A 16535-nucleotide genomic window follows, 5' to 3' on the forward strand; every position below is an offset into this window, starting at 1 on the left:
GCTACATTCCTCGCAAGATGCCAGACAGCACGATCAGAATGACATTGAGCAGGATAATCAGCACCAGTGGCGAGAAATCAATCGCACCCGTACCCGGCATAATGTTTCGGATCGGTCGCAAGATCGGATCAAGCAATTGGTTGATTGCGTTGTAAAAGCTGGAAAGGAACTGGTTTGACTGGTTCACCACGTTAAAGGCAAACAGCAGTCCGATAATGAACTGAATGATGACCAGCATCACCAAAACATTGGTGAGCATGCTGATGATCTCATAGATCGTGAAAAGCGCCTGCATTGATGCCTATGTCCTTATTGCTTGCAGCCCGTCTTAGCCAAGTAAGTCACCCACTACGAGGGTGCAAGGGGCCTTATCCCTCACCCCAACTAATTCCCTAACCTTGACTGATCAGCGTACCCGCTCCGCGCGCGGTAAAGAATTCCAGCAGCATTGCATGCGGCACACGGCCATCCAGCACCACCGCCGCCTCGCAGCCTGCCTCAACCGCTTTCACGCACGTTTCAAGCTTTGGGATCATGCCCCCGGCGATTGTGCCGTCCGCTTGCAGCTCCGCAATCTGCGCAGGGTTCAAATCGGTAAGCAGTTCGCCCTGCTTGTTCAGCACGCCAGCCACATCAGTGAGAAGAAACAGCCGCGCCGCGCCAAGTGCCGATGCCAGAGCGCCCGCCATGGTGTCGGCGTTGATATTATAGGTATGACCATCATCACCAGCACCGATGGGCGCGACAACCGGGATCATGCCGTTTTCGCTGGCAGTGTCGATCACCGTTGTATCAACCAACGCCGGTTCGCCGACAAAACCCAGATCCAGCGCCTTCTCGATCAGACTATCGGGGTCTTTCTGGGTTCGTTGCAGCTTTGTCGCGGTCACCAGATTGCCGTCTTTGCCCGACAGGCCAATCGCCTTGCCGCCCGCCTTGGCCAGCCAGCCGACCAGCTGCTTATTGATCGCACCGGATAGAACCATCTCGGCGATCTCTGCTGTGGCTTTGTCTGTCACGCGCAGCCCATCAATAAATTGCGTTTCCACGCCCAGCCGCTCCAGCATGTTGCCGATTTGCGGACCGCCGCCATGCACCACAACCGGGTTGATCCCCACCGCTTTGAGCAGCACGATATCGCTGGCAAACTCCATCGCGGCGGCCTCATCACCCATCGCATGGCCGCCATACTTCACCACAAATGTACGCCCGGCATAGCGCTGAAAATATGGTAGCGCTTCGATCAACGTCTGCGCTTTCTGTTGAATGTCCGCCATCGATGTGTCGTTCGCGCTCATGAGCTAATCCGTTCTAAACTTACGGCGAGAGCGCTTAGCTGGCTTCACGACCCGGCGCAAAGCGGTTTCGTCTTTCGCTTACCAAGCGTAACCTTTGCGCAGGTTCATACGAACCGGGGGCCGGAGGGTGGTGCCATTTTGCGCTGCTCCGTTTTTGAGAAAAGGACGCATATCATGGCGAAATTCAAATCAACTGCTCACTTTGGCACTGCAATTCTGGCCGGTCTGGCAGTCGCGGCATGCGGCGGCGCGGCTGAAGATGGCGATGCGATGGCTGACAAAGAAGCGATGTCGGATGACGCGATGGCCATGGAAACCATGGAAGCAGACGAAGCTATGGCCGCTGAAGCAGGTGCAGCAGGTGAAGCGGAAATGACGGCGGCTTCTGAAGACGGCGACAAAGAAAAATGCTATGGCATTTCACTTGCCGGAAAGAACGATTGCGCGGCTGGCCCCGGCACGAGCTGCGCGGGCACATCGACCGTCGATTATCAGGGCAATGCCTGGACTTATGTCGACGCTGGCACATGCGAAGCGACCGAAACGCCAAACGGCACGGGTTCGCTTGAACCAATCCAGGCGTAGTTCAACGCGGATATCATTGGGCGGGCCGCCATTGCAGTGCGGCTCGCCTAGTGCCACAAGGGGGAATGAACCGCACGCGCTTGCTTCTCCCCGCTCTGTGCCTGGCAATTGCCGGATGCGATCGTACCGATCCAAACCCACAGGGTACATTCTGGTCAGCGCTGCAATCGCATTGCGGCAAAGCCTATGCGGGCAAGCTGGTCAGCAAAGAAGAAGTCGACACTGATCTTCGCGGCGCGGCGATGGTTATGCATGTTGCCGAATGTTCCGACACGCAGATCAACATCCCATTCCACATTGGTCAGCCCAATGAAGGCTGGAACCGCAGTCGAACGTGGCAATTCACCAAAACCGATACGGGTGTGCGGCTCAAGCATCGCCACGCGCATAGCGATGGCACGCTGGATGAAGTGACCAATTATGGTGGCGATACCGCCGATGGCGGCACACCGCAGCGGCAGGATTTCCCAGCAGATACGGAAAGCATCGCGCTGTTCCGCGCCACCGGGCTTGATGCATCGGTGGCCAATACCTGGACCGTTCGGGTGGATAGCGCCGATAGTGACACAGACGCGCCAAAGTTCGTCTATCAGCTGACGAGGCCTACCCCGAACAAGCGCAGATTCCGCGCGGAATTCGACCTTAGCAAGCCGATTGATCCGCCACCGCCCCCCTGGTGAGCAATAGCGGCCTGACCAGCAAATGGCTCTTTATCACCGGTGTGGATTGGCCTCTGACAGTGGCTGGGGCGCAACGCTTATCAAACGGTGCGGTTAGCTCTCTGCCGCGCTCAGGGGATAACAGATTTGGCGTATCCCCCATCGCTTGATAGACTGCATGCCTGTTTGCGGGCGCGACCACAATCTGCCCGCGCAAAAGAGGGGTTATCATCATGAGCGACACGCAAGACAAACCGGCGACGGGCGGTACTGTCAAATTCGGCGACCAATCCGCACAACGCCGGACACCGGGCGGCCCGCCGAGCGCCAATGGTGGTTTTGATCTCAACCGGCCCACGATCATCAGCCTGTGCTATCTCGGCAGCTTCATTACTGGCCTGTCCGGCATTGTCGGCATCATCCTGGCCCATGTCTGGAAAGGCGAAGGGGCAGGCGGCGACAATGACGCATGGATGGAATCGCACTTCACCTATCTGATCCGCACATTCTGGATCGCCTTTGTCGCAGGCATCGCGGCAAGCGTGCTGATGGTTGTTCTCATCGGCTTCCTGCTGTTTCCGGTGATCGCCGTCTGGGTGCTGGTGCGCAGCGTGATGAGCATGCTCAAGGCGCAGAAACGCGAACCTATGCCAGACCCGGAAACGCTCGCTTTCTGAGTATTTGAACTGCGCCACCCGCATAGGCGTCTCATAGATCCAATGTAGGACATTGTCGGATCGCCGCCGCGCTATCACGGCCAGCGTAGGTAGGAAATCGCGCGCTTAGAGAAACGGAATGAGCGAAGCTGACTGAATCCGGCTCAGGCATAGGTGTGATCCCGTAGCCAACTGCTCCATGGGCGAGGCGATTTAACCGGTTTTTGAGAGCTGTGCTGGCATTGAGCCTGCATGGGTAATGTAGTTGGTTTTAGGAAGAAGCGGGGTAAGCGAAACCGGCAATTCTTTAGTTTCCGCACGCCGTCCGGCGCGCGATCTCCTCGCTCACGCGATCAAAGATCGCATCGCTGCGGGCGGCCCTGCAGGTGGCCTTTGGCCAGCTGCGTCTTCGACTTCGCTTCCGGCCTTGCGAGCCCTGACGGGCTCGAGCCAGCTCGGTCCGCCAACGGTCGGACCGCAAGCGCGACTGCGCGTCGCGCCAAATGGCGCGGAAGCCTAAGTGAGCGGACGCGAACGCCGGCGCTTGAGGCTAAACAAACAAAGCTCGCCATGATCGCCCTGCCGCTAGGCGCATTCACTGCCGTGTTCTTTGCGCCGTCGCTGGGCGGCGGTGTGCCAGAGACTGAAGCTGCGGCACTGCTCGCAACTCCCTCCGATTTGGAGGAAGCGTATTTCCCGATATGCGATGATGGCCCGCGCATTACCTGCGTCGTGGATGGCGATACGATCTGGTATCAAGGCACGAAAATCCGCATTGCTGACATCAACACGCCGGAGGTGAGCGAGCCGGGTTGCGCCGATGAAGCGCGTCTGGGTCGCCGCGCTACGCGCCGCATGCAGTATTTACTGAATGAGGGGGCGTTTACCGTGGCCCCGAACCCCGATGGCCGGGATGAGGACCGCTATGGCCGCAAGCTCCGCGTGATCGAACGCGGCGGCGCGAGCCTGGGCGACACACTGGTCGATGAAGGCCTCGCTGAGGAATGGAATGGGGTTCGACAGGGGTGGTGTTAGCTAGCGAGCCGCGATATGGCTCGCAGGCTATGCCGTCACCATCGCGGTCTAGGTGGGAAGAATAGCCGGGTTCACCAAGCCTGATCGGCGCTGCTCCGGCACGGCGCGCTTCATCGCAATAGCGATAGTACACGCCGCCAGTGGAGCTGGGTACCATCTGGCGAATACCCGTTTCGCGTTGAGCCTCCGGCGACCAAGCATGTGCTGGTCGTGATGACTCTTCGCTATCAGACGTCAGCATGCGCTCAAGGCCATTCGGCATGCCGAATTTGGCCAAGCCGATCCCGCACAGAACTATGATTGCAAAGACGAATTCGAACGCGCTTTTCATGGCTGCAAGATGCGCCAAGAGAGTTAGCGACGGGTAAAATTCCTGTGATCGTCATTCCCGCGAAAGCGGGAATCTAGGGCGTTTTTGTTCAAAGTTGGCTTATCTGGACCCCCGCCGTCGCGGGGGTGACGTGATTGAACGATCATTTAGTATACCGTCCCCGGAACTGTTGTTCCGGAACTGCCGGAACTGCTCGTCCCCGGAACTGCTATGTTGAGCCGATCTCCCTTGTGTATAAACTGTGGATTTTGTGCGATAGCCTGTGCATAATATGAGTCCAGCTACAACCGGATGTGTTCAATTGTAGGAAAAGCCCATATATCTAGTACGACCCTGCGCTTTTCGAAGCCTCACGCTCTGCGAGAGGTATTATTAGAATTGCGTGGGGTCACTTTCTTATTCCCGCCGCTTTTTTCGTTAAGCTCGCATCCGTGCGTGCATTGTGAGGGACGAAGATCCAGTGTCTGTATGGCATCTGGAAACGGTCTTCGGGGCCGTTTGGATGGCCAGTTGTAGCACCGACATTGAAGTGCGGATAAAGTATCCAGATGCGCTCCTTTATCGCCTTATAAACTTGCTCTTTAGCCCTCGCCCTCTTGCTCCTGCGTTTAGCCGGCGGAACAGGTTTAGTGTGTTTCTCGTTCATACGGGACTGCATGCCACCTAAGACTACGTCGAGAGCTTGCAGAACGTTATGATCCTTTGAATTGATCTCCGCTATGTCTTCTTTATCAATGCGAAATCCAATCCTACTCCACACAGGGAAGGTAGATAGCGAAGACAGATATTCCTTAAATTCCTGAAATTTTTGAGCATTGTGTGGGACGTCGTCAAGAAGCACGGTACCGCAGAAGATCCTTCCCCGCCATCGCAATAACGCAAACCAAACGCATGTTTGATAAATTGATAGTAAAGCAGAAAATAGTCGTTATCGATCTGATAGTCCGCCAAAAGCGCAACATGTCTGTTTTGAGTACACATGATACGCAGCTTCATGTCACCTCTGGCGATGATATCGAACACTGCATTCACAAATGCTATGTATTTTTCGGCGTAATTACTGGTAATCTGTTGCCATTTCGTTTCGCCATCAAAGATTTTTAAATCATCTTTTACAGCCTGCAGTTCATCGTGCAGCGCCTTTTGGCGCGAGGCCTCGATCAAGACGCCTCCATAAAAGTGGGAGTAGAACTTCCCTTTAGTGTCCGATTCATCACAATAGATGATGTAGCGCTTCGACATCGGCGTTTAGTGAATGCAGCCGTCGAAGTAAGCAACCTATTCAGTCACCCCACTTCACTCCGCCGCTTCAGCGTCCTCAAACATATCCGGGCCATCATCAATCGCTTCGTCGCCGGCCTCGTTCGCGGCCTTTGCCTTGTTGCGCTTGTCAAAGCTGGACCAGACATCGTTCCAGTCGCCCTTCGTCGCACCCTTGGAATATTCGGTCGCGCGCTGTTCAAAGAAGTTGGCGTGCTCCACCCCGTTCAGCAGCGGCGTGAGCCATGGCAGCGGGTGCTCCTCCACCATGTAAATCGGCTGTAGCCCCAGCTGGCCCAGACGCCAGTCAGCGATATAGCGGATGTATTTCTTGATTTCCTTCGGGGTCATGCCGCTGACCGGGCCCATTTCAAAGGCGAGGTCGATAAAGGCATCTTCCAGCCGCACGGTCTTCTGGCAGATGTCGATGATATCTTCCTTCACCGCCTTGGTATAGCAATCCCGCTCGCGCACGAATTCGTGGAACATGCGGACAATGCCTTCGCAATGCAGGCTCTCGTCGCGCACAGACCAGCTGACGATCTGGCCCATCCCCTTCATCTTGTTGAAGCGCGGGAAGTTCATCAGCATCGCGAAGCTTGCGAACAATTGGAGCCCCTCGGTAAAGCCGCCAAACATGGCGAGCGTGCGGGCAATATCCTCGTCAGTGTCGACGGTGAATTGCTGCATGTAGTCGTGCTTGTCCTTCATTTCCTCATAATCGAGGAAAGCGGAATATTCGCTTTCGGGCATGCCGATTGTGTCGAGCAGGTGACTGTATGCCGCGATATGCACCGTTTCCATATTGGAGAATGCGGTGAGCATCATTTTCACTTCGGTCGGCTTGAACACGCGGCCATATTTGTCGTGATAGCAATCCTGCACCTCAACATCGGCCTGAGTGAAGAAACGGAAGATCTGGGTGAGCAAATTACGCTCATGCTCGGTCAGCTTTTGCGCCCAGTCGCGGCAGTCCTCGCCCAGGGGAACTTCCTCTGGCATCCAGTGGATTTGTTGCTGGCGTTTCCAGAAGTCATAGGCCCATGGGTATTCAAAGGGCTTGTAGGTCTTTCTGGCTTCTAGCAACGACATCTTGTGTTCTCCGGTGTTCAGCGTGAAGTACCGATATAGGGAATCAGATGCGTGATTCGATAGCAAGAACAATCGAACATGCGGGGATAAAATTCGTTTGTTCGGTGCACAAAATGCATGGGGCGTAGGCGGCGGCGATAGGGGTCATTGCGCAATTGCAGGCAACTGGCCGCCAATCACCGCCAACTATCGCGATTTCGCTTACCGATCGAACATCGTGAATCGCATGTTAAGTATGCCTTCACCACGTCTGCCAAGACCTTGGATACCAGACTCGCAACGCCTTCCTTAAGCGCGTCTGCGGTATGCGCGCGTTATGGCGAGTGTGTATTCATCTTGGCCCATCGGTCTGCCCAATGGCAAAACCGCCGAGCAGGGCGACACCGTTAGCGGTGAGCATGTTGAACGCGTGCTGTCCGAGCGTGTGCCATTTGCCGAGTGGCCTGAGGAATTGCAGGCCGCGCGCAATGCCGGGCAAGACGGGGCAGTGGCCGCCGAACTGCGCTTCTTGCTGATTATGGGGCTGATCGTCGCGATGGTCTCGCTCGCCATTGATGTGCTCGCAGTGCCGGACAAGGTGCATCTTGCTCTGGGCCTCAAGATGCTCACCACTGTTCCGCTGGCCGCGATTGGCCTGCTGGTGCTAAAGCCGACCCAAGTGGCGGGCCTGAAACTTGTGGCTGCGCTTTCCCTGATTTCATTCGGTGCAGGCGCGATCCATCTGGCCAGCCATGCCGGACCAGATATGGCTGTGCGGTATTCGATGGCCTGTGCGATGCTGCTGGGTGTCGCGTTGCTATTGGTGCCATACTCGCCGCGAGAGAGCGCACGATTTGGCCTGACTTACGCTGTTGTTACCATAGCGGTCGGGTTCTGGCCCAATCCGCTTGAGCCATTGGCGCAGTTCAGCCATATCCTGATGACGGGCCTTATCGGTGTGCCGTGTTGGGTATTGGGCCAGCGTCACTTCGAAATCAGCAACAGGGCGTTTCTGTTTGGGTTGCGTGATCAGGCGCTGCGCAGCGAGCTGGAGAAGAGCAATGCTCAGCTGCGCGAACTGTCACAGCACGATCCGCTGACCGGGCTGGCCAATCGCCGCCACTTCGAAAACGAGTTTCACGCAAAGTATCAGGCCGTGGATTGGCGCCGCGGACGTACCGCGCTGCTGCTGATCGACATTGACCGGTTCAAGCAGTTCAACGATTCCTATGGCCATTTGGCGGGTGATCAATATCTGCGTCAGTTTGCGGCGCTGCTGAACCGTATTGCGCAAGCCTCAGGCGGGCTTGCCGCGCGATATGGCGGTGAGGAATTCGTGGTTGTCGTCCGTGAACGCAAGAGCGGCGAAGGCCAGCGGGTTGCGGCGAAGCTGCGCGAAGAGCTTGGGAAATTGATACTCGACATTGATACCGATGATACAGCACCACTCACGGCCAGTATCGGTATCGCGCACGCGTCCACCACCGAGGCAGAAGCGCTTGAGCGGATCATAGCGCGCGCTGACGCAGCGCTGTATCAGGCAAAACGACAAGGCCGCGACCGCGTGATTTGCGCGGATATTCTGGCCGCGTGACCAGTTAAATCCAGCCATTCTGTCAGCCGTGCCTCAGCCTCGACGAGTTGCGGAACGAACACACCCTTTCGCCCGTTACATACGTGTAACCAATTAAAAGGAAAGGATATTATGTTTGAGAAGCTACGTATCAAAGAACATATGGAAGTCGTAAATACCGAAGGCCTGCACGTGGGTACAGTAGACGCAGTTCAAGATGACGCGATCAAGCTGCCCAAGTCAGACAGCATGGATGACATGCACCATTTTCTCTCGCTCAATGACGTCGAGAAAATCGATAATAACAGGATTTATCTGAAGGAAGGCGCACGTATTCCCGAAGGCCTCGGCAACAAGGCAACAGTCGGCGCATAAGAACGACGACTAAGAGCGTCGCACACGAGATGGCGACGTACACTGCCCCGGCGCAGCTCCCCAAACCTCACACAGGTGGGTTGAGCGCGCTGGGGCTTTTTGTTGTGCCAGTGTATCTGTTACGGGCGCGTCAGTCGCGCTTTTTTGATCCAAAAAAGCTGCCGCCGCCCAACACCGTAATACCCAGGAAAAACCCGAAATCGTACCAGCCACCACGGTTGGGCACGGCATAAACGGCGATGTTAGGATCGAACAAGGATCCTATCCAGGCAAACGGGAAAATGAACCCGTGCCACAAGCCCCACCAGAAACCGGGCGAGCCCGCCTCTTTCGCCACGCCAGCATCAATTTGTGACGCGCATGCGGAAAACAGAATGGCAAGTGCACAGGCAACGACGCCTCGCGCCTTCCTCGCAGATGTTATCTTGCCAATCATGATGGAGAGGTTAGACGACAAATGTGCCGATAGCGAGGCCGATGGCGCCAAAAATCAGACCGGCCATAATCGCATTCTGCCTGAAGGTCTTGTGGGGGCCAAACGGGTCGAGCTCGGGATTCTTTCCTTTACCCTCTGCGAATTTCTGCTTGCGCTTCTCAAACGCTTCGAGCGAGCCCTTTTGTGTCACAGCCCAAGCGATCGCCGGGCCGCCGAGCAGCCCCATAATCAAACCCATTATAATGCCCATGTCTGCAACCTTTCCGACGTTAAACGCGCGACTGCGCATCTTAGGATATGGACAAACCATATGGCACACCGTTGGTAAAGTCAGGTAAGCAACAAAAGACGACGAGAGACGATACGTCGACCGACGTGGCGCTTTAGCAGAACCTGCGGGGAGGGGCCTCGGGCATTGTTTCAAATTCAACCGATTGCGTATCAAATGTACCGTCAGGAACGTGACTGTTCTGAAACCGATCAAATTGATCAGTGTCCAGCGGGTTTGCAAAGGTAATCCCAACCTCGCCTTTGTCGGCCCATTTCACGCTCGCAAGATGCGGGCCTGAATTGCCGATATATATCTGCAAACTGTGACCCAGCGGCAGCATGCGCCCACCGGTAGCAAAACGACAGCCACCTTCCGACAGATCGGTGAGTTTCACATCAACCGGAGTCCCAAGGCCCGTAAAATACCGGTACGGGCATGGTGAGCGCCTTGCGAGGTTTTTGCCGCGTCTTCATAGCGCGGGCGTAGTAGTCGCGAAGGCGTTAATTCTGAGTATAAGCGGCTCTGGTTTTTGCCCGCAGCAGTTGGATCAGAACAGACCGACGATAAGCAGCGAGGTCAGCACGATGGCGGAAATGCCGAGAATGATGTGAATCAGGCTCATGCGCAGGGCAAATGTGTCATCCGATGCCTTCATCCGCCACCCGTTAAATGCAAAAGCAATGCCGAGGAGTGTGCCAACAATCCCGATTAGAAGGATAGTCGTGTTTATGAAAACTCCACCATTTGCGTGGCGATATCCGGCAGGGCTATGTTGAGTATCAGATAGGCGATCAGTGGCAAAGCGGTAGATACAAGGATTAGCGGGGGTTTCCCTTATAGACATTGAGACCCCAATCAGACCAATCTCACCCGATATTAACCGGCATCGTGTACGGGATGCTGATGCCCTTTCAATTCAAACGCATGGCAGTTCTTATCGGCGCGGCGTTCCTTGGCTGCTAAGCTGGCCTGCTTGCGCAAGAAAAAAAGCCAGAATTCGATATTCCCCCTGATATCAGAGTAGTGGGCGCAGATCGAAACCCTCCACGCTTCCCGACGCCTTTTCAGAAGATGGAAGTGACGCCTAATCAGGTTCCGATAGACGGTGCGGGAAAGCTACATTTCAAGCCATCAGCCGAAGCGCTTGGGCTGAATGATTGGGAAGGTCGCGCTGGCGTCACAGCACGTGTCCAAATGTGGTTCGATGGTAATGGTAAGCCAGTGGACTGCAATGCGATAAGCACACGGACCGGCTGGTTTGAACGACCAGAAGAATGGAATCGCGACTACTTCGTCAGAGCCATTTGCGACGAATTTTTGACCAAAGCTCGTTTCTCCTATTCGCGCTGGTTTGACCTGCCAATTGAACGCGGCGTGCTAGAGCGGGAGGTTAAGCTGACCCGCAAAATGGAGCCCGATATGCCAGTTAAACTCATGCCCCGAAGTCAGGGAATTCCGGTTATGCTAACGCTGGAATGGAATGGGATCGTCGGAAGCTGCCAAGCGGACCTAGAGAGAGTTAGCGATAAAGCCGGATACGAGATTTGTATTGCTTTTGGAGAAACGGAAATCGCACAATGGTCGCGGTCAAGCGCGGCAAAAGACAAGAGTTCCACAAAAGAGGTTGGGGCTTATGTGTCGGGGAGACTACTGGACGAAGGAGCGGTTTCTGTCAGTACTGGAGTGATTCAGAGTTTTGGTTTCGGCGCGGCCTGGCCAGAGGTCGACGCCACCGAAGAGGCTCTACTCGACAAAGGGGATGGCGAGTTTTCAGCGCGGTTCCATTTCGACGATGTCCCCATCGACTCAAAGTATCAATACGAAATCGACGTCAGGGTGCTGCTGGGCATTGGCGTCGATGGACGGGTCAGAACATGCCGTCCGATAGGCCGAGGAACGTATCCAGTGATCGGCAATTCTACATGTGCCGCGATAGCAAGACGTGGCCGTTATAGCTTTAGAGAAAAACCCAGCTGGGATGGGCTGAGATACTACAAAACCACTGTGCGCTGGGTGGATGGAAAGTAGCTGAAGCTACCTTCCAATTCGTCCATCACTGACAGGCCAGGCATTCCTCATAATCGGTTTGCTGTTCGCCCAGCTCCGCTTTCAGCTCAATCTCCGGCGCCTCTGAAGTATTGTCCGCCTCTACCCCGCCGGCAAAGCCCGCGCGCTGCACAGATTTCGAACGGAGATAATAGAGCGACTTGATGCCTTTCTCCCACGCCTGGAAGTGCAGCATCATCAGATCCCATTTGTCGACATCAGCCGGGATGAACAGGTTCAGCGACTGCGCCTGATCGATATAAGGCGTGCGGTCGGCGGCGAATTCGAGCAGCCAGCGCTGATCAATTTCAAAGCTGGTCTTGAACGTCGCCTTTTCCTCTGTCGTCAGGAAGTCGAGATGCTGGACACTGCCGCCATGCTCGAGGATTGAATTCCAGATATTGTTGGAATTCTTGCTCTTCTTATCGAGCAATTTCTCAAGATACGGGTTCTTGACGATGAAGCTGCCCGACAGTGTTTTGTGCGTGTAAATGTTCGCCGGGATTGGCTCGATACACGCCGAGGTGCCGCCGCAAATGATTGAAATCGATGCAGTCGGGGCAATTGCCATCTTGCAGCTGAACCGCTCCATCGCGCCCATTTCTTCGGCATCCGGGCACGCGCCGCGTTCTTGCGCGAGCAACATGGAGGCTTCGCATGCCTTGCCATGAATGTGCTTGAACATCTTCTCGTTCCAGACCTTCGCCATCGGGCTTTCAAAGCCGATATTCTTGGACTGGAGGAATGAGTGAAAGCCCATCACGCCCATGCCGACACTGCGTTCGCGCATGGCGGAATACTTCGCGCGCGCCATCTCGTCAGGTGCGCGGTCAATGTAATCCTGCAGCACGTTATCGAGCATGCGCATCACGTCCTCGATGAACTGCTTCTCCTCGTTCCACTCATCCCATTTTTCAAGGTTGAGCGATGACAGGCAGCACACGGTACCGTGCGGTCATTGCCAAGGTGATCGATACCGGTTGGCAGGGTGATTTCGCTGCACAGGTTCGAGGTCGACACTTTCAGGCCCAGCTCGCGGTGATGCTTGGGCATCATGCGGTTCACTGTGTCTGAGAAGACGATGTAAGGTTCGCCCGTGGCCAGGCGGCATTCCACCAGCTTCTGGAACAGGCTGCGCGCGTTAATGGTGCTTCGCACTTCGCCGGTCTTGGGTGATTTAAGATCAAAGTCTTCGCCTGCGCGAACTGCCTCCATGAACTCATCGGTCAGCAGAACGCCATGATGCAGGTTGAGCGCCTTGCGGTTGAAGTCGCCTGATGGTTTGCGGATTTCGAGGAACTCCTCAATTTCCGGGTGCGATACGTCGAGATAGCACGCCGCCGAACCGCGCCGCAGCGACCCCTGCGAAATTGCCAGTGTCAGGCTGTCCATCACGCGTACAAATGGGATGATACCGCTGGTCTTGCCGTTCAGGCCGACCGGCTCTCCAATGCCGCGCACATTACCCCAATAGGTGCCGATGCCGCCGCCCTTGGAAGCGAGCCAGACATTCTCGTTCCATGTGTTGACGATCCCATCAAGACTGTCGGAAACGGAGTTAAGGTAGCAGCTGATCGGCAGGCCGCGTGTCGTGCCGCCATTCGAAAGCACAGGCGTAGCCGGCATGAACCAAAGGCGCGAGATATAGTCATACAGGCGCTGAGCATGTTCGGCATCGTCTGCATAGGCATCGGCCACGCGCGCGAACAGATCCTGATAGCCTTCACCGGGCAGCAAATAGCGATCTGTCAGCGTCTCCTTGCCGAATTCGGTCAGATTGGCGTCGCGGCTCTCATCAATCTGCACGTCGAAACGACGATCCAGCACTTTCTTGCTCGAATCGCCTTCAGCAGCAGCCTTCGCTGCTTCAGCGATTGCGCCCGTCATGGCTTCGCCCACCTTCGCGTCAATAGCGCTTTGGTCGACCAGCTCTTCGCTACCCTTATCGGTGGCCTGCATGTTCACTGCTTTCTTGGCGCCCTTGTCGGCAGCCTTGTTGGGTGTCGCGCTCGCTTCAGAAGTCTGTGTCTCTGTCTCGAGATCCATCGCCACTTCATCTCCGCTTCTGAATTCCATTTCTCGCCCCGCTCCTGGTCTCAAAGTTCACTATGTGTTCGACTCGGCAGGATGTGTCCTACCTAGCAAATTTGTGGTCCACCGGGTCGAAAACTTATCCAGTTTTTCTCCCCAAAGGCGCCCCCTAACGGACCGAATCTCCCCTTCACCCTGATATGGGCGTTCATCGGCAAAACACTAGGTATTGTGGGCACCCCGAACCAACTAACCACTAGATACTGAATCAAACACGATTCGAGCGCAAGAGGGTTACTACGGAATTAACATCGATTGGACGCGCAAAAGCGAGGTGTATTATCTTGCTGCAACGCCGCGACGCGTGGAGAAAGCTGGACTTTGCGAACGTGCAACCCCCAAAATGAATCTGCGAAAAAATTTTTGCGGGCAAAAGTTCTTTTCAGGGGTTTGAATCAAACGAATCCGAACGCGCAATTTTTGAATCAAGATTGCCGCACGTCGAGACCTATTGTTCAGGCTGCAACCGCCGTCGATTTCGCATGCGCGGCAATCGCATCGGAAATCTCATCAACCAATTCCATCGGCAAATCATGCCCCCAACCCGGAATGGTTTTGAGTTGTGCATTCGGGATTAGAGCCGCTGTCTCTCGCCCGCCCTCAACTTTAACCAGAGGATCAGCCTCTCCATGCAGAACCAGCGTCGGAACACTGATCGTCTTCAGCATCTCTGCGCGGTTACCATCTGCAATGATCGCCGCCATGTGGCGCAGCGGCCCTTCGGTATAGACACTGCGCCGGACTGACTTGCGCACGCGCTCTTCCAGCCTTTGTGCGTCAGCCGGGTAACCCGGTGAACCAATAGCTTTCGCCAGCTTAATGCCATGCGCGACCATGACATCTTCGTCAGTGCTCGCAGGCCGAGTAGTCAACGCCCTGATCGCCTCTCGATCCGCCTGAGGCAGCTTGGAGTTACCAGTGGTCGAGAAAACCGAGGTGAAGGAATGGCAGCGCTGAGGATACTTTGCCGCCACATGCTGACCGATCATCCCGCCCATGCTCGCGCCGACAATATGCGCGCGGTCAATCCTGAGCGCATCGAGCAGGCCTATGCCGTCAGCGGCCATATCGGCGAGCGTGTAAGGTACCTTGGGCGCAAACCCCAGCTTCGACAGGATCGTCAGCTTGATCGGGCCGGGCGCTTTCACCCCATCAAATTTGTGACTGAGCCCGACATCGCGATTGTCATAGCGGATCACGCGGAATCCATGAGCGACCAATGCATCAACCAGTTCATCAGGCCAAAGCGTCAATTGCGCGCCAAACCCCATGATGAGCAACATGGCTGGATGGTTCGGATCGCCGCGATCATCATATTCGATGGTGATCCCGTTCGCTTGAACCTGCGCCATACTGTCCTGCCCCAAATCGTTGTCTGCTAAGCTGCTGCGAGCATGGACAATTCGCGCTGGCATAGCAAGAAAGCCGAAGCAGCCCGCACGTTGAGCAGCGCCGCCTCAGGCCTGACAATCAGGCGCAAGACGGCGCTGCAGGGGATTGAGTGCCGCCAACCTTGGCACCCATTAGGGCCATGACCCTAATTCTGTTTTGGTGACCGACTAGTATCCGAGCTGGATCACTTGATCAGCGCCGCCAGCAACGGCCAGACGCGTTCGTTCTGACTTGGCAAGCTGTGCAATCAGTTGTTCTTTCTGCTGCATGCCTTTGGCGAAAATCACGTTCGCCTGAAACATCCGCCCTTCGACATTTGTAACTGGCGCATCATCAAGGCTGCGCATCCGCCGCACCGCCCATTTCGCGGCACGTTCACCGACCGGGCCCGCTGTGTTGGCGTATGTCCTTAGATTGGTGGGCGTACCATTGGCATCAAGCGTGAAACGGACCTGGACGATCCCTTCGTACCGAGCGCCCCTTGCCGTATTTGTCGGCCAAAGCCAGTTTGCGGTTGAGATCGCGTGTCGCGGTTTGGCGCCAGCTTTCCATCTCGACTGGCGAAGTCACCAGAATATCTTCGGATGTGCCCGCGGCGATTGGAGTTGAAAAGGTTAAGGCGAGTGCGAAAGCGCCGCCCGAGGCAAGCGCAAATTTGGTAAGTGTGTTCATTAGATCATCCTTCCATTGACGTTGGATGATCGGCCATCTGAGACCAAAGTGCCGAGCTCAGTCCCGAACCGGAAAACCCGAATTCGCTCGTGCAGCGGCAGAAATGGTCGATCGGAAACGGGCCACCATGGGTTCCTTGGGGGTCTACAATGATGACCGCGTTTCCAATCTCAGATGAGCGAATGAGACAGAAAATTACAACTGTGAAACTTTGAGCAGCAGATTATTTCCGATGAAGGCGCAATGAGACCCGATCAATTGCAAGTACGCCTCACAACGCCCTCGCAAAAGCCCACAGTTCGCGGCGATTGGCATTCTCCCGCAATCCGGCTTAAGGATTTCGCTTACCATTTATCGTAAAAGTGTTGTTAGGAACTTGATTTAGATCAGCAGGCGTGCATTCGATAGGATAGCCGCAGAGTTTGAAGCATTGCGCGTGAGGGTTTGGTGAGCGACAGCAAAAGCGAAAATGGCATGCGCCGCGAGGAGCGTCACGTCGTCCAAGTGGCAGGCCGCTATCGTTCGCGCGTGGGCGTATCGCGTGACATCTGGATCAAAGACATTTCAGAGACCGGCTGTCGGTTCTTCGACAAGTTTTCTGTCTTGGAGATTGGATCGACCGTCCTGTTCCGCGTCGGCCATATCGGACCAATTTCTGCGCATATCCGCTGGCGCGACAAAAGCACGGTTGGCGTCGAATTTGAGCAGCCCCTTCATCAAAGTGTGCTCGATCACATCGTGAAAACAATGGATCAACTGGACCGACCTAACGGTTAACCGGCGT

The 16535-nt window shown here is 55.5% G+C and carries 18 protein-coding genes and 3 pseudogenes; 8 read left to right on the forward strand and 13 right to left on the reverse strand.

The genetic code is table 11. The annotated features are described in order from the left end of the window. Nucleotide 1: 1 nt before the first annotated feature. Together ACZ1GM_RS00120 and argB are read right to left on the reverse strand one after the other, a co-directional pair. Nucleotides 2-295 (reverse strand): YggT family protein, encoded by a 294-nt coding sequence (locus ACZ1GM_RS00120; RefSeq protein ID WP_472677205.1) that lies wholly within the window; start codon nt 293-295, stop codon nt 2-4. Between the two features lie 97 nt (nt 296-392). Further along, a complete protein-coding gene (gene argB, locus ACZ1GM_RS00125; RefSeq protein ID WP_472677206.1) occupies nt 393-1298 on the reverse strand; it encodes an acetylglutamate kinase in 906 nt (301 codons plus the stop codon). Nucleotides 1299-1670: 372 nt separating this feature from the next. Between argB and ACZ1GM_RS00130 the strand changes: the two genes are divergently transcribed. From ACZ1GM_RS00130 to ACZ1GM_RS00145, 4 genes are all read left to right on the forward strand, one after another. Continuing rightward, nucleotides 1671-1883, forward strand: coding sequence for a BufA1 family periplasmic bufferin-type metallophore (locus ACZ1GM_RS00130; RefSeq protein ID WP_472678594.1), 213 nt, complete (start codon nt 1671-1673; stop codon nt 1881-1883). 65 nt (nt 1884-1948) lie between these two features. Continuing rightward, nucleotides 1949-2563 (forward strand): hypothetical protein, encoded by a 615-nt coding sequence (locus ACZ1GM_RS00135; RefSeq protein ID WP_472677207.1) that lies wholly within the window; start codon nt 1949-1951, stop codon nt 2561-2563. A 212-nt stretch (nt 2564-2775) separates the two neighbouring features. Beyond that, on the forward strand, nt 2776-3219 hold the full coding sequence (locus ACZ1GM_RS00140; protein WP_472677208.1) for a DUF4870 family protein: 444 nt from the start codon (nt 2776-2778) through the stop codon (nt 3217-3219). A 549-nt stretch (nt 3220-3768) separates the two neighbouring features. Further along, nucleotides 3769-4233, forward strand: a complete 465-nt coding sequence (locus ACZ1GM_RS00145; protein ID WP_472677209.1) for a thermonuclease family protein — start codon at nt 3769-3771, stop codon at nt 4231-4233. A gap of 31 nt (nt 4234-4264) precedes the next feature. Here the strand turns inward: ACZ1GM_RS00145 and ACZ1GM_RS00150 are convergent. From ACZ1GM_RS00150 to ACZ1GM_RS00160, 3 genes and pseudogenes are all read right to left on the reverse strand, one after another. Then, a pseudogene (locus ACZ1GM_RS00150) lies at nt 4265-4564 on the reverse strand (excalibur calcium-binding domain-containing protein); the annotation flags it as partial. Nucleotides 4565-5281: 717 nt separating this feature from the next. After that, nucleotides 5282-5728: a hypothetical protein gene (locus ACZ1GM_RS00155; RefSeq protein WP_472677210.1), complete on the reverse strand. Its 447-nt coding sequence runs from the start codon at nt 5726-5728 to the stop codon at nt 5282-5284. Nucleotides 5729-5860: 132 nt separating this feature from the next. After that, complete coding sequence (locus ACZ1GM_RS00160) at nt 5861-6916, reverse strand: ribonucleotide-diphosphate reductase subunit beta (RefSeq protein ID WP_472677211.1); 1056 nt, start codon at nt 6914-6916, stop codon at nt 5861-5863. 316 nt (nt 6917-7232) lie between these two features. On the opposite strand from ACZ1GM_RS00160, the gene ACZ1GM_RS00165 reads away from it, so the two are divergent. Together ACZ1GM_RS00165 and ACZ1GM_RS00170 are read left to right on the forward strand one after the other, a co-directional pair. Then, the gene (locus tag ACZ1GM_RS00165; protein WP_472677212.1) at nt 7233-8489 is read left to right on the forward strand and encodes a GGDEF domain-containing protein; all 1257 of its coding nucleotides are present in this window, start codon (nt 7233-7235) and stop codon (nt 8487-8489) included. Nucleotides 8490-8600: 111 nt separating this feature from the next. Continuing rightward, nucleotides 8601-8843, forward strand: a complete 243-nt coding sequence (locus ACZ1GM_RS00170; protein ID WP_472677213.1) for a DUF2171 domain-containing protein — start codon at nt 8601-8603, stop codon at nt 8841-8843. 130 nt (nt 8844-8973) lie between these two features. On the opposite strand, the gene ACZ1GM_RS00175 is transcribed toward ACZ1GM_RS00170, so the two are convergent. From ACZ1GM_RS00175 to ACZ1GM_RS00190, 4 genes and pseudogenes are all read right to left on the reverse strand, one after another. Then, a complete protein-coding gene (locus tag ACZ1GM_RS00175) occupies nt 8974-9279 on the reverse strand; it encodes a hypothetical protein (protein WP_472677214.1) in 306 nt (101 codons plus the stop codon). Nucleotides 9280-9289: 10 nt separating this feature from the next. After that, a complete protein-coding gene (locus ACZ1GM_RS00180; RefSeq protein WP_472677215.1) occupies nt 9290-9517 on the reverse strand; it encodes a hypothetical protein in 228 nt (75 codons plus the stop codon). Between the two features lie 145 nt (nt 9518-9662). Then, nucleotides 9663-9947 (reverse strand): annotated as a pseudogene (locus tag ACZ1GM_RS00185) (PilZ domain-containing protein); the annotation flags it as partial. A 150-nt stretch (nt 9948-10097) separates the two neighbouring features. Next, nucleotides 10098-10394: a hypothetical protein gene (locus tag ACZ1GM_RS00190; RefSeq protein ID WP_472677216.1), complete on the reverse strand. Its 297-nt coding sequence runs from the start codon at nt 10392-10394 to the stop codon at nt 10098-10100. Nucleotides 10395-10627: 233 nt separating this feature from the next. Here ACZ1GM_RS00190 and ACZ1GM_RS00195 point away from each other — a divergent pair, with 233 nt between their 5' ends. Continuing rightward, the gene (locus ACZ1GM_RS00195) at nt 10628-11578 is read left to right on the forward strand and encodes a hypothetical protein (protein WP_472677217.1); all 951 of its coding nucleotides are present in this window, start codon (nt 10628-10630) and stop codon (nt 11576-11578) included. 25 nt (nt 11579-11603) lie between these two features. Here ACZ1GM_RS00195 and ACZ1GM_RS00200 read toward each other — a convergent pair. The 4 genes and pseudogenes from ACZ1GM_RS00200 to ACZ1GM_RS00215 form a co-directional block, all read right to left on the reverse strand. Then, a pseudogene (locus ACZ1GM_RS00200) lies at nt 11604-13672 on the reverse strand (ribonucleoside-diphosphate reductase subunit alpha). Nucleotides 13673-14142: 470 nt separating this feature from the next. Continuing rightward, entirely contained in the window at nt 14143-15039 is an 897-nt protein-coding gene (locus ACZ1GM_RS00205; RefSeq protein ID WP_472677218.1) for an alpha/beta fold hydrolase, read from the reverse strand. Between the two features lie 207 nt (nt 15040-15246). Further along, the gene (locus ACZ1GM_RS00210; protein WP_472677219.1) at nt 15247-15426 is read right to left on the reverse strand and encodes a hypothetical protein; all 180 of its coding nucleotides are present in this window, start codon (nt 15424-15426) and stop codon (nt 15247-15249) included. Between the two features lie 88 nt (nt 15427-15514). Next, nucleotides 15515-15751 carry a hypothetical protein gene (locus ACZ1GM_RS00215; RefSeq protein ID WP_472677220.1) on the reverse strand — a complete coding sequence of 79 codons (237 nt, stop codon included), beginning with the start codon at nt 15749-15751 and terminating at the stop codon, nt 15515-15517. 447 nt (nt 15752-16198) lie between these two features. Between ACZ1GM_RS00215 and ACZ1GM_RS00220 the strand changes: the two genes are divergently transcribed. Then, entirely contained in the window at nt 16199-16528 is a 330-nt protein-coding gene (locus ACZ1GM_RS00220; protein WP_472677221.1) for a PilZ domain-containing protein, read from the forward strand. Nucleotides 16529-16535: the final 7 nt, after the last annotated feature.

Source organism: Qipengyuania sp. JB2-7 (assembly GCF_055693485.1).